8 protein-coding genes are annotated in these 14,876 nt (G+C 36.1%); all 8 read left to right on the plus strand.

What is annotated here, in order from left to right:
* Positions 1–87: 87 nt before the first annotated feature.
* The 8 genes from GQ45_RS12055 to GQ45_RS12090 all read left to right on the plus strand — a co-directional run bounded on the left by GQ45_RS12055 (position 88) and on the right by GQ45_RS12090 (position 14,870).
* Entirely contained in the window at positions 88–2,832 is a 2,745-nt protein-coding gene (locus tag GQ45_RS12055; RefSeq protein ID WP_047418327.1) for a Two component regulator three Y domain-containing protein, read from the plus strand.
* 313 nt (positions 2,833–3,145) lie between these two features.
* Positions 3,146–6,184, plus strand: a complete 3,039-nt coding sequence (locus tag GQ45_RS12060) for a TonB-dependent receptor (RefSeq protein WP_047418330.1) — start codon at positions 3,146–3,148, stop codon at positions 6,182–6,184.
* Between the two features lie 9 nt (positions 6,185–6,193).
* A complete protein-coding gene (locus GQ45_RS12065; protein ID WP_052188214.1) occupies positions 6,194–7,672 on the plus strand; it encodes a RagB/SusD family nutrient uptake outer membrane protein in 1,479 nt (492 codons plus the stop codon).
* Between the two features lie 19 nt (positions 7,673–7,691).
* A complete protein-coding gene (locus tag GQ45_RS12070) occupies positions 7,692–9,446 on the plus strand; it encodes a LamG domain-containing protein (protein ID WP_047418332.1) in 1,755 nt (584 codons plus the stop codon).
* 106 nt (positions 9,447–9,552) lie between these two features.
* The gene (locus GQ45_RS12075; RefSeq protein WP_047418335.1) at positions 9,553–10,947 is read left to right on the plus strand and encodes a glucoamylase family protein; all 1,395 of its coding nucleotides are present in this window, start codon (positions 9,553–9,555) and stop codon (positions 10,945–10,947) included.
* Between the two features lie 53 nt (positions 10,948–11,000).
* Positions 11,001–12,362, plus strand: coding sequence for a glucoamylase family protein (locus tag GQ45_RS12080; protein ID WP_047418338.1), 1,362 nt, complete (start codon positions 11,001–11,003; stop codon positions 12,360–12,362).
* On the plus strand, positions 12,352–13,134 hold the full coding sequence (locus tag GQ45_RS12085; RefSeq protein ID WP_047418340.1) for a prolyl oligopeptidase family serine peptidase: 783 nt from the start codon (positions 12,352–12,354) through the stop codon (positions 13,132–13,134). Before GQ45_RS12080 ends, GQ45_RS12085 begins: the two co-directional genes overlap by 11 nt.
* A 2-nt stretch (positions 13,135–13,136) precedes the next feature.
* On the plus strand, positions 13,137–14,870 hold the full coding sequence (locus GQ45_RS12090) for a family 43 glycosylhydrolase (protein ID WP_047418342.1): 1,734 nt from the start codon (positions 13,137–13,139) through the stop codon (positions 14,868–14,870).
* The last annotated feature ends 6 nt before the right edge of the window (positions 14,871–14,876 follow it).

The raw sequence follows: 14,876 nt of genomic DNA on the forward strand, positions 1-14,876 counted from the left end.
GACATTTTTTTATTTTTAAAACAGATAGGTTCGACTAGGGTATTTTTGTCGAAGCGCTGTAATTGAAGAAGAAATCTATTTTACGACATGAAGTACATTCTATTTTTTATTTCTTTTTTACTTACATCTTTGTTGTTTTCACAAAAAGTATTTCCACCTATTTATAATTATAAAATTTTTGATTACAAGGCTGCAAGTCAAAATTGGGGAATAACTATTGATACGAAAGGTGGTGTTTATATTGCAAACAATAAAGGTTTATTACATTTTAATGGTGAGGAATGGATTCTTAACAAACTTCCCAATAGCACTATAATTCGTTCTGTTAAGGCGGTCGACGATAAAATATACACGGGGTCTTATGAAGAGTTTGGGTATTGGGAAAAGAGTGAGTTTGGAACCTTGGTATATACCTCTTTAACTCATTTAATCACGAATTATAAATTCACGAATGAAGAATTCTGGCAAATTTTAGCCTACAAAGGGGCTATTGTTTTTCGATCCTTTTCTAGTATTTACATATATAAGAATAATACGATAAAGGTTCTTGATGTACCTATCATTGTTAACGATATCGAGGTCTACGAGGATAAAATAATGGTATCAGGATCAAATGATACACTGTATCAGATAAAAAATGACACCCTTGTTTCTTTTGCAAGTTTGGCCACTTTTGACAAGACCATTATTTCTATGTTAGCCATACCTCAGGGTTTGCTTTTAGGGACAAAGTTAGAGGGTGTTTTTTTATATAAAAATGGAGAAATAAAGGAGTGGGATAGCCTTCTTAATGAGGAGCTGAAAAAGTATCAATTGAACGATATGATTTCTCTTTCTGATGGTAAAGTGGCCTTTGGGACCATTAAAAAAGGAGTTTATTTAGTGGACATCGTCCATAATTCATTTGTTAATTTAGACAGGGAAACTGGGCTACAAAATAATACTGTACTCGCTATGGCTCATGATGAAAATCAATTATGGCTGGGTTTAGATAATGGTATTGATAGAGTTAGAACAAACTCGCCCATCACTTATTACACTGATTTTTCGGGAGCTATCGGTACGGTTTATGATCTAGCACTTCAAGATAATGTGTACTATATTGGCAGTAATACTGGGGTTTACTATTTTGAAAATGATACTTTAAACTTTGTAGAAGGTACACAGGGGCATGTTTGGGATTTATTGACTGTTGATAGAGAATTATTTGCTGGCCATAATACGGGTACCTTTAAAATACATAAAAAAGCTTTAGAAAAGGTTTCCAAGATTTCTGGAGGATATCAATTAGTTAAGGTTCCAGAAAGCACTAATACCTACTTGCAAGGCACCTACGTGGGTATCTCAAAATTTGAAAAAACAGGTCAAAAAACATGGGAAGTAAACCCAATTCAAGGAATAAATTTTCCTGTTAAACAACTTTGTTTCGAATCTGCTAGTGTGCTCTGGGTAGCGCACCCTTATAAGGGTTTTTTTAGGCTTACTTTAAATAAAACTTTTGATAAAATAGAAACTATTCAAACGTTTGATGATGAAGCGATTCCCAATAACTATAATGTAAAAGTTTACAGTATTAAGAATCAAATTGTATTTTATGCAGATGGTATTTGGTATATCTATAATGCGATAGCCAACAAAATAGAAGTATTTGAAGAATTCAAAAAGTTCACGTCCAAAGAATTAATCTATAACGATGGCACCTATTTCTGGTTTATAAATAACGAAACGAAGGAGATTACTTTCACTGATTTAAGAACAACTAATTTAACGATTGCAGAAAGTATCTTGCAAAAGCGACTCATTCCTGATGCTGAAAGTGTAACTAGGTTAAATGATTCGATTTTTGCATTAACGCTTAACGACGGTTTTGCACGCGTTAACATTCATAAACTAAAGAACCAGTTAAATAATAGTTTTGTTCCAAAACCAAGTCTAAATTTTTTCAAAACTGAAAACAAACTTTACGTGCTTAGTGATACCCTCTTTAAGCTTACTAATAAAGCCGCAGAAGATATAACTTTTCAAGTTTCTGCACCTAATTTAGACAAACCTAGGTATTACTACACCTTAAATAATGGAACAAAAACACAAGCCTATGAGGTAGATCAGGGCACCATAAATTTTCAAAACTTATTTTATGGAACCTATCAAATAGAAGTTTTTACGGTGAGTATGGACGGCAAATATTCAGAACCATTACAATTTTATTTTGAGATTGCTCCTCCCTGGTATTTAAGTGTAACTAGTAAAATTTTATATGCGGTAGTATTTATTGCTGTCATATTCTTAGTTAGAGGCTACAACCGGAAAAAGCTAAAAAGAAAGCAACGAAGCTTTGAAGAGAAATTAGGACGTCAACAAGAAGAGCACTTAGCTAAATTAGAAAAAGAAAAACTAGCTAAAGAAATTAAGTTAAAACAAAAAGAACTGACAAGTACGACCTTAAATATTGCTAAAAAAAATGAAGTTATTTTAGAATTGAAGAATATGATGGTGATGAACAAAGATAAATTCACCAGTGCATCGCGTTATGGTACGGTTATAAAAAAATTGGATAAATCTGTGAATGATAAAGAAGATTGGAAACGTTTTGAAATGAACTTCAAAGAACTACATGAAGACTTTTTTGAACGTTTGTTAAAAGAGTTTCCAAAACTAACTCCAAAAGACTTAAAGCTCTGTGCTTATCTTAAGATGAATTTAAGTTCTAAAGAAATTGCACCCTTGATGGGGATCTCCTTAAGAGGGGTAGAAATACATAGGTACAGACTTCGTAAAAAACTAAATATGGAGACTTCAGATTATTTATCGAATTACTTAATTACGTTTTAAGCTTTAAATGTGCTTTTTTTAATACTACTAATTATAAATTAGGTTACGTCAAAATTAAAGTTTAAAATCGGTTTTAGTCTTCTTAACAGCTATTAAATAGGCCTTTTGTGCTTGGTCTTAAATACATCATTACTACATCACAATGTTAAAACTTTAACTTCATCGAATTTTTTCACTACTGCATGTTAATAAGAAATACAGGGGGTTTTGCCGAAAACACCGATGATGTACTTATTATGTGTACCTGAACGACCCTTATAATCCTTAAGTATTTGTTAATTTAGCAATAATCTAACTCAATTAATGAACAACTATGAAAATAAGCAATGTAATATTGACAATTTCGTTACTTCTCTTTCAGGTAATGCTATTCGGACAAAGCAATTTATCGGTCTCAGGAACAGTAACAGACGCTAGTGGTCAACCTTTACCAGGTGCCTCTATTGTGCTAAAAGGCACAACAACGGGTACACAAACAGATTTTGATGGTAATTTCACTCTTAATAATGTTAGCCCAAATGGAATATTAGTAGTGAGTTATATAGGATACACCAATAAAGAAGTCCCTATAAACAACCAAACTACATTTAATATTTCACTTGCTGAAGACTTACAGTCTTTAGATGAGGTAGTGGTTGTGGGTTATGGAACAGCAAAAAAGAGAGATTTAACCGGATCTATCGTAAGCATAAAAGGAGACGAAGTTGCCGATAAACCAGCGACAAACCCAATTGCTTCGATCCAAGGAAAAGTATCTGGATTGTCAGTAGTCAATTCTGGTAGAATTGGTCAAAATCCAGATATAAGAATTAGAGGAACAAGTAGTAGGTATAATGTGAGTCCCTTATTTGTAGTGGATGGAATATTTGCAGAAAATATTGATTTTGTTAATCCAAATGATATTCAATCTATTGAAGTTTTAAAGGATGCTTCTTCTTTGGCTATTTTTGGAGTAAGAGGTGCTAATGGTGTTATTATTGTGACCACCAAAAAAGCAAGAGGCGGGGAATTTACAGTAAATTTAAATTCGTCGATTGGATTCAAAAATTTGGTGGGTGCTCCAGATTTGGCAGACGCTGCACTTTTTAGACAATTATATGATGAACAATTAGTCGATGAAGGGTCTGCTCCATTTTCTTACTATACGGAGTTTAATGGTGATACGGATTGGGTAGATAGAATCACCAATAAATCAGCACTTTTACAAACTACAAACCTGAGCATCCAAAATGCAACGGAAAAGAATAAGCTTTCTTTTGGTTTGGGATATCGGTCTGAAGATGGTTTAATCAAGGATGAAAACTTACAAAGGATTACCATGAACTTAACGAACGAGTATTCCTTAACGGAGTCCTTTAAAATGGGTGTTACACTTAATGGACTTCAAGACAGGCTTCCTAATCAGGGGGGCTATGGCTCTGCATTGAATGCTACCCCGATTGTAGCTCCGATTCATTTTGATAGTCGCCCTGAGTTTAATGGTCTTTACAATCAATTACCAATACAAATTGGTGGTCCCCAAATAGGGAATCCAGCATTGGTTGCCGAGGTAACCAAAAACAAAGCAATCGCGCAGCGTTATCGTTTTGTAGGGAGTATGTTTGCAGAAGTCGATTTTCTAAAAAACTTCAATTTTAAGGCTACTATTTATGGAGATTATAATAATTTTAGATCGCGATCTTATACCCCAATAGTGGGGATCTATGTATCTGAGACCGATGAAATTGAAAACTTTAATGGAAACCAAATATCAAGAGTAAATCAGTCGAATGGTGTTTCATTTAATTCTCAACAAGATTACATACTTTCTTTTGCCAAAGAATATGGTAAGCACAGTGTAAATGCTACTACTGGTTTTACAACAACACAGTTTTATACAGAAAATATTTCTGGTAGTGTTCAAAGTGATCCTAATTCTTCGGTGGGTTCTATTCCAGACGATTCAAGATTTTGGTATTTGAATGTATATCCTTATGGTGATCCAGCCACCAGAACGTCAAGTTCTAGTCAATCAGATAGAGCTACATCTTCTTTTTTAGCAAGATCATTATATAACTATGACGGAAAGTATTTATTAAATGCCTCATACCGTAGAGATGCTACTTCGCAATTAGCACCTGAAAATAGAGCACAAGATTTTTGGTCATTAGGAGCGGGTTGGGTTGTTTCACAAGAAAAATTCATGGATACCTCAGGTAGTTTAAATTTTTTAAAGTTAAAGGGTTCTGCCGGCCAATTAGGGAATCAAGCCTTACCAGGAGGCACTAACTATCCTTATTATCCTGGAGTAAATCAAGGAGCAACAGCTGTTTTCGGTGATCAGGTTATTCCCGGATTTATTCAACGATTTGAAGAAAATCCTAATCTAAAATGGGAAACCGTAAAGATGTGGGAAGTGGGTCTTGAAACAAGATGGTTCGATAATAGACTAAGCTTCAACTCCAATTATTACAACAGGAAAACAGAAGATTTATTAGTTTTCGTAAATACAGGAGTAGAAAGCTTCTTTGATAATTTCGGAGAAATAGAAAATAAAGGTTTCGAATTTGAGCTTTCTTGGGATGGAAATGTGAATGAAAATTTTAGTTATTCTTTAGGGGGTAATGTAACCACTATCAATAATGAAGTTCTGTCAACCTTTGAAGATGCACCAATATTTGGGAACGGTACAGCTTCAAGAACAATTACAGGAGAAGCTATAGGTCATTTTTATGGCTATATTGTTGATGGGGTGTATCAATCAAATGCAGATATTGCTGCTTTACCACCAAGTACATTAGGTAGTTATGCTCCTGGCGATCTTAAATATAGAGATTTTGATGGTGATGGTGAGATTACACCAGCAGATAGAACCGTTATTGGTAATCCGACACCGGACCTTACCTATGGCTTTTACACCAATTTAAGGTATAAAAACTTTACTTTAAACATCGACTTTCAGGGCGTTTATGGTAATGAAATATACCGTGATTGGGGTAATGGTAATTCTTTTGCTCAATTCAACTATAGAACAGAAAGAGCGAACAGATGGAATGGCTCAGGGTCCTCTAATTGGGAACCTCGATTGTTTTCGACAGAATATAATAGATTACCTTCTACCTACATGATTGAAGATGGTAGTTATTTCAGGATTAGAAACATTCAATTAGGCTATAATTTGGACGGAAAGATTCTTGAAAAATTAAAATTGCAACAATTAAAATTATATGCAAACATTCAGAATTTGTATACTTGGACAGAGACATCAGGGTTTACTCCTGAAGCTGGTGGTTCTCCAACAGCTTTCGGTATTGATAACGGTGGTTACCCAATACCGGTAATTTCTACATTTGGTATGAGTTTAACATTTTAAAAAAAAAGTATGAAAAATATACAACTAAAAAAAGGATTAAAAATTTCTTCTTTGCTGTGTTTGTTAGTAGTCTCCTTTGCTTGCCAAGATGATTTGTTAGATAAATTACCCTTAGGTGAAGTAGCTAATAACGAGGAGTTAGGCGTTGGTGGTCAAGAAACTGCAGTTTTCGGAATTTACTCGTTATTGCGAACTAGAGTGGGTGGATGGGAACGCTACTGGTTTGGGAGCATACGTTCTGATGACGCACAAAAAGGAAGTACGCCAGGAGATGCTGCAGCATTTGGAAATACCTTTAATGATTTTCAATATATTCCAACAAGCGGGCTAAGTACCACTTGGTGGAATGGTCATTATCAAGTAATTTTCGCCTGTAACGAAGTGATAAACAATATCAGTGAATCAGGGGATACAGATGAAGGAAGTTTAATAAACGATGCAGAGGCTAGAGTAATTAGGGCTTTAATGTATTTTGAATTGCGAAGAGATTTTGGAGAGGTTCCATTGATTACTGTGACTATCGATGTTCCTTCGGATGCTTTTGCTGCCAAATCTTCTATTGCAGCTCTAGATGAGTTTATTAAAGATGATTTAATTATTGCAGAGCAAAATCTACCCTTTACCTGGAATGGTTTTCCAGGTAGAGCAACGTCTGGATTTGCTAAGTCACTTTTAGGAAAATTATATTTGTATCAGAACGATTGGGCTAATGCTTATACTAAATTTAAAGAAGTTATTGATTCTGGCATCTATAGTTTAGATCCTAGTTTGGTGAACTTATTTGAAAGAAGTGGTAACAACGGTGTAGAGTCTATCTTTGAAATTCAGCAGACCGTTACTGAAAATGGAGACTCTTTTAACAGCAATTATTTTATTTCTCAAGGGGTAAGAGGAACAGGAGTTTGGAACTTAGGTTGGGGTTTTAATACGCCTACGGCAAATCTTGTCAATGCTTTTGAAGCTGGGGATGCAAGAAAAACAAACACCATATTAGAATCTGGCCAAGATGATGGAGGTTTTGGAAGTGGAACCCTACCTGATTTTCCACCTTTAGCACAGCAATATTGGAATAAAAAGGCATACACCATGAATACTGTTCGTGCTGGTTTAGCTATCAATGGTAATCGATGGGAGAACATCAAAATTATTAGATATGCCGATGTAGTTCTTATGGCTGCAGAAGCCGGTAATGAATCGGGAGCTGCTTCACAGTCAGAAGTTTTAGACTTGATCAATAGCGTTCGTTCAAGAGCAGGTCTTGCTAACACAAGTGCTTCAGGACAGTCTGCTATTAGAGATGCCATTAAGCAAGAAAGAAGGGTTGAATTAGCCATGGAAGAATATCGGTTTTATGATTTAGTGCGATGGGGTGATGCTTCATCAACATTGGGTACTTTAGGTTACTTGCCCAAGCATGAGCTTTTTCCAATTCCTCAAGAGGCAATTGATCAATCAGGTGGCGTAATTATTCAAAACCCTAATTATTAATACATAAAGTACCAATACGATGAAAAATAAGACTTTAAAATACTTAGGATTAGCACTGCTATCAATTTTTACGTTTAGTTGTCAAGACTTAGAGCGGCCCGAATTTAGTAACTTTCTTTACGATGGTCCTGTAATTACGCTCAATACCCCTAGTCCAAGTGGAGCTACTGTTGTTCGCTCAGGCGAACCATTAGCCGCTATAACCATTAATTTCCAAGTAGAAGATGACCTTGGAATTGCCAATATCACGGTGGTTTTAGACGGTGCAGAAATAGCAAATATAAGTTCCTTTGCAAACGCTAAACTAGTAGTAGTAGACGATTTAACGAGCGAAGTAGCTACGGGAATGCACACTCTTACGATTACAGTTACCGATATTAACGATGTAGTCGCTACACAATCTGCTACCTTTGAAAAAAAGGATACACCTCCTTATTTTCCAGTATTTGAGGGAGAAAATTTTTATATGGCTTTTGATGGTGATTATTCTGAAGCTATAAGTGGTAGTGAAGCCACTCAAGTAGGTACGGTAGGCTTTACCGTTGATGCTAAGGTAGGTACAGGTGCATATGCAGGAGCAACAGACTCCTATTTAACTTACCCTGCTACTGCTTTACAGAGTCAGACTTTTAGTGCTACCATGTGGTATAACCTTAATGCTACGCCTAATCGTGCTGGAATTTTAGTTATGGGTCCTGAAGATACCGCAAATCCTAATTTCCCTAATGTACAAAATAATCGAAGAAACGGATTTAGATTTTTTCGTGAAAATGGTGCTGCAGGTTTTCAACGTTTTAAGTTAAACGTAGGTAATGGTACTGCAGATTCTTGGATAGATGGTGGAACGGCTGCTGATGTTGCAAATGATGCGGGTTGGGTGCATTTAGCCTTTACTATTTCTCCGTCGAAAGCTGTTGTTTATATCAATGGCGTTGCTGTTAGAGAGTCAACAATTTCGGGTGTAGATTTTACGGGTTGTGATTTGCTTTCTATCATGTCTGGTGCTCCTCGTTTTTCAGAATGGGGTCATAAATCTGATTTAAGTAATCTAGACGAATTACGAATATTCAATAAAGAACTTAGCCAAGAAGAAATAACTAATGTTATCGCTAATGGAAGCCAGACTTTTAAAATGTCATTTGAAAATAACTTTTTAGAGACAGTAAGTAAAACCGATGCCACCGTGGTAGGTAGTCCAGGTTTTACAACAGATGCAAAAGTTGGAACCCACGCTTATGTTGGTGCTAATGACGCTTATGTAACCTTTCCTACGGATGGTCTTTTAGGTGATGAAATTAGTGGTACTTTTTGGTATAAAATAAACAATCCTGGAACGAATCGTGCCGGTATTTTAACGATTAGCCCACCAGATCCTAATGCATCCAATCCAGATAGACCGGGCAATAGAAACAATGGTATCCGAGTATTTAGAGAAGGTGGTGCAAACCAAAGTTTAAGAGTTAATGTAGGTAATGGCACCTCTAACGGCACTGCAGTTACACCCAATGTTTTAGCCAATGGATCCGATTGGGTACATGTAGCATTTACTGTTTCACAAACTAAAGTAATAATTTATTTAGATGGTGTACTATCCGCAGAAAGAGATATTACGGGACTTGATTGGACAGGTTGCGATTCCATGTCTATTATGTCAGGAGCACCGCGGTATTTAATCTTTAACCACTTTTCTGATTTAAGTGATATGGATGAGCTTGCATTATACAATAAAGTACTTACACTAGATGAGATAATGGCGATCATGAACGCCAATTAAAACAACATAATTTAAAAGCTATAAAGCTATCTAAAAAGTATATCGCTCATTGAGGTATTATCTTCTTTTTAGGTAGCTTTAATTTAAAAAGTATATCCTAGGTTCCATGAAAAATTTAGTCAAGTTAGTTTTGAGTTTAGTTCTAGTGGCTATTGTACTTGTAGTTGAGGGGTGCAATAGTCGCAAGGCTAAATCGGATTCATCATCAGGGGTAGAGCCTACTGCTGATGATCCAAAAATGACAGATAACCAACTTTTAGATAAGGTTCAAGAACAAACCTTCAATTATTTTTGGGATGGAGCTGAACCTATTTCAGGGCTTGCTAGAGAACGAATTCACTTAGATAGTATTTACCCTTCTAACGATAGAGATATTATCACTATTGGCGGTTCTGGCTTTGGATTGATGGCTATTTTGGTAGGCGTAGAACGTGGTTTTATAAGCCGAGCACAAGCTTTAGAACGCTACGAAAAAAGTCTTTCTTATTTAGAAAAAGCAGACCGTTTTCACGGGGTTTGGCCACATTGGTTAACGCCTGCTGGGAAGGTAAAAGCGTTTAGCAAAAAAGATGATGGTGGCGATTTAGTAGAAACGGCCTTTTTATTGCAAGGTTTACTTACTGTAAAAGAATATTTTGATCAAGACACACAAAGAGAAACAGAACTTAGAAATAGGATTCAAAAACTTTGGGAAGAGGTCGATTTTACTTGGTATACGAAAGGTGAAAATACCTTATATTGGCATTGGTCTCCAAACTACGGTTGGGAAATGAACTTTCCTGTAGGCGGTTATAACGAAGCGCTTATTATGTATGTTTTAGGAGCAGCTTCGCCAACACATGCCATCTCAAAAGAGGTGTATGAGAATGGCTGGGCAGGTAATGGCGAAATTCAAAAAGATACTGTTTACTACGGTTTAAAAACCGAGATAAATCATTACGAACATAGCGATGCTCCTGTAGGACCATTATTTTGGGCACATTATTCCTATTTAGGCTTAAATCCGAAAGGTCTAAGTGATCAATATGCAGATTATTGGAAAGTAAACCAAAATCATGCCTTGATACATTACAAGCATGCGGTAGAAAACCCAAATAATTTTAAGGGTTATGGAGAAAATTGTTGGGGTTTTACCTCCAGTTATTCCATGAGAGGATATGCCGGACACAGACCCGATGCAGATTTGAGTGTTATTTCACCAACAGCGGCCTTGTCTTCGATGCCCTATACACCAAAAGAAAGTCTTGATTTTTTACGATTTATGTACACAGAACAAGACTCCTTAATTGGAAAGTATGGTCCTTATGATGCTTTTAGTTTTGAAAAAAAATGGAGCTTACCTAGATATTTAGCGATTGATCAAGGACCAATACCTGTCATGATTGAAAATTATAGGACAGGCCTATTATGGAACTTATTTATGCAGAATAAAGATGTTCAAAGAGGCTTGGATAAATTAGGTTTCATTTCTGAACCTTCCAAATATTCTATTAAACCCTAATACTTTTTTTAATTCGTCATCAAAAATACTATTTGCAAACTCACTTACGATACATGTCTAAATATTTAACATTAGTCATTTTAATTATAGGCTTTTCATGTTCAAAAGAAGGTGAACAGGCACCTACTGGGGGTTCCGAATTGCCTCTTCCAGAAGTGCAAATTACCGATGACGAATTGTTAGATCTAACCCAAAAATCAACATTTAAATACTTTTGGGACTTCGCACATCCTAATTCGGGTGCAGCGCGAGAAAGGTATCATCCATCAAACCCGGCAAATGACCAAAACACGGTGAGTGTTGGTGGCACAGGCTTTGGCTTAATGGCCATCTTAATAGGTATTGAGCGTAATTATATAAATCGAGGTGAGGCTGTTGATCGATTGAACAAAATAGTAACATTCCTAGAAAATGCGGATCGTTTTCGTGGTGCTTGGCCCCATTGGCTCGATGGCAATACGGGCAAAGTACGTTCTTTTAGTCCACAAGATAACGGGGGTGATTTAGTAGAAACTGCTTTTTTAGTGCAAGGACTTATTTGTGTCAAGGAGTATTTTAAAAATGGTTCTGATACCGAAAAAGCTTTAGCGAATAAGATCGATGTGCTTTGGAAAGGGGTAGAGTGGAATTATTATACCCAAAATCAAAATGCCTTATATTGGCATTGGAGTCCGACGAACGGATTTGCAATTAATTTGATGTTGCGCGGCTATAACGAAACGCTAATCACCTATGTGTTAGCAGCTGCTTCTCCTGACCATAGCATTTCAAAAGAAGTGTATACTAACGGTTGGGCTGCAAATGGAGCTATAAAATCAGGAAATATTAAATATGGGCATCCATTGATTGTAAGGCATCCAGGCTCTCCACTTTTAGGTGGTCCTTTGTTTTTTTCGCATTATTCATATTTAGGCTTAAACCCAAATGGTTTGGCCGATGCGTATGTAAATTATGGGGATGCAAGCATTAGCCATTCTTTGATCAACTACAATTATGCCCTTGAAAACCCGAAGAAATTTAAAGATTACGGTAAAGATTGTTGGGGCTTAACGGCCAGTTATACCCGAAATAGTACTGGAGGTATAGGCTATACAGCACATTCACCGGTGAATGATACAGGTGTAATTTCACCAACAGCAGCCATAAGTTCTATTCCTTATACACCAGAAGAATCGCTAAGTGCAATGCGATATTTTTATAAAAATAAAGACAAGTTGTTGGGCCCTGCAGGTTTTTACGATGCTTTTAGTCCACAATTCGATTTTTGGGTAGCAGATGCGTATTTAGCTATCGATCAAGGGCCTCAAATTATTATGATAGAAAACTATAGAACAGGTTTGCTTTGGAATTTGTTTATGCAAAATACGGAAGTAAAAGCTGGACTTGATAAATTAGGATTTAGCTATGCAAAATAAAATATTACTGATCGTAATTATATTTTTTACCACACTAGTTCATAGCTATGCTCAAAATAATGTATACGCAGAAGCTAGCTTTATTAAAGAACTTGATACCTTAAAGTATCGCATATTATACCCTGAAAATTTTTCAGATGCAAATACTTATCCCGTTGTTTTCTTTTTACATGGCGCAGGTGAAAGAGGAGAAGACAATCAAAAGCAATTAGTACATGGGAGTACATTATTTTCTAAAGCTGAAAACTTAGAAAACTTTCCTGCCATCATTATTTTTCCGCAATGTGCTACCGAAGATTATTGGTCAAATGCTAAAGTGAAACGAAATAAAAGACCTTTTAGGCTAAAGTTTAATTACAATAGAAAACCTACAAAAGCCATGACTTTGTTGATGGATTTGGTGGATGAAACCTTAGCCAAACCTTTTGTTAAAGCAGATCAAGTTTATGTTATGGGGCTTTCTATGGGCGGTATGGGTACCTTTGAACTTTTGCATAGAAAACCTACTGTTTTTGCGGCGGCCATAGCTATTTGTGGTGGTGGGCAAGCAAAAGGGGCTAAAGACTTTTTCAATACTCCTTTATGGGTTTTTCACGGCGCTAATGATGATGTCGTGAATCCTAAATTATCCTTGGAGATGGTTTCTGCATTATTAAAATACGGTGGAAAACCAAAATTTACCATGTATGATAAAGCCAATCATAATAGCTGGGATCCTGCTTTTGCCGAGCCTGATTTATTAGCTTGGTTATTTTCAAATAAATTAAAATAAGCGTGAAATTAACTTTTAATACATTAAAAAAGGGACTTTTTATACTAGGCTTTTTTGTTTTTTCAGGAGTAATTTCCGCACAGCAAAATACCTATTGTAATCCTGTGAATATAGATTATACTTATATGGTGTATAATTCGTATAAAGATTTGTCGTATCGTTCAGGGGCTGACCCTGCCGTAGTAAAATTCAGAAATGAATACTATATGTTCGTTACCCGATCTTTGGGATATTGGCATTCAAAAAATTTGAATAATTGGGAATTTATAACCCCGGATAAATGGTATTTTCAAGGTGCTAATGCACCTGCAGCGTTTAATTATAGAGATTCAATTTTGTATGTGGCGGGCGACCCATCAGGTCAAATGAGTGTTTTATATACTGACAATCCTAAAAAAGGCGATTGGAAAGCTACTACTGGAATTTTAAATAACCTTCAAGATCCTGCATTATTCATTGACGATAATGAGGATGCCTTTATGTATTGGGGGTCTTCTAACAGATTTCCAATTCGTGCAAAAAAGTTAGATAAGAAAAATAGGTTTAAACCTTCTGAGGAAACCTTTGAATTATTCAATTTAGCCCCTGAAAAAAATGGTTGGGAACGTTTTGGAGAAAACCATACCGATACTATTTTAAAGGGCTACATCGAAGGACCTTGGATGACCAAGCACAAAGACACCTACTATTTGCAATATGCCGCACCAGGTACAGAGTTTGATGTCTATGCAGATGGTGTTTATACCAGTACATCACCTTTGGGTCCGTTTGAATATGCACCCAACAATCCATTCTCCTATAAGCCAGGAGGTTTTATGAATGGTGCGGGTCATGGGAGTACCGTGGAAGGGCCACAAGATATTTTCTGGCATTTTGCCTCTATGGCAGTAAATGTTACCATTGGTTGGGAAAGACGTATAGGGATGTTTCCTACTTTTTTTGATAAAGATGGTTTAATGCACTCAAATACAAGATTTGGAGATTATCCACATTATGCGCCAGATGTAGCCAATAAAAACGGAGAATTTACAGGTTGGATGTTATTGTCTTATCAAAAACCAGTAACTAGTTCTTCTTCTTTGGACGGTCATATAGCCAGTAATTTAGTTGACGAAAATGTGAAAACCTTTTGGGTAGCCAAAACAAAAGAAGCTAAAGAATGGATAGAAATAGACTTACAGGAACCTTCTTTGGTAAAAGCAATTCAAGTAAATTATAACGATTATAAGTCGAACTTATACGGCAAAATCCCAGGACTATATCACAGGTATCTTATTGAAGGTTCTATAGATAAAAATACCTGGTTGCCATTGGTTAATCAAAGTAAAAATTTTAGAGACGTACCCAATGATTATAATGAAGTACATGTGGATCAAAACGTGCGCTATATCCGCTTTACAAATCATCATGTGCCTACACCTAAGCTATCAATTTCTGATATTCGCATATTTGGTATAGGAAATGGGAAAACACCAAACCCAGTAAAAAATGTAGGGATAGCTAGAAAAGAGGATCGCCGTGATGCCATGATTACTTGGGCGCCTCAAAAAAATGCTGATGGGTATAATGTGCTGTGGGGAATAGCGCCTGATAAGTTGTATAGTTCATGGTTGGTGTATGGTGAAAACTCACTAGAATTAAAAGCCTTAACCACGAACCAAAGCTATTACTTCGCTGTAGAAGCATTTAATGAGAATGGAGTTGCTGTAAAAAGTACGCCTATAAAAGTAAATTAATTAATT

It is taken from the genome of Cellulophaga sp. Hel_I_12, assembly GCF_000799565.1.
Lineage (GTDB): Bacteria > Bacteroidota > Bacteroidia > Flavobacteriales > Flavobacteriaceae > Cellulophaga.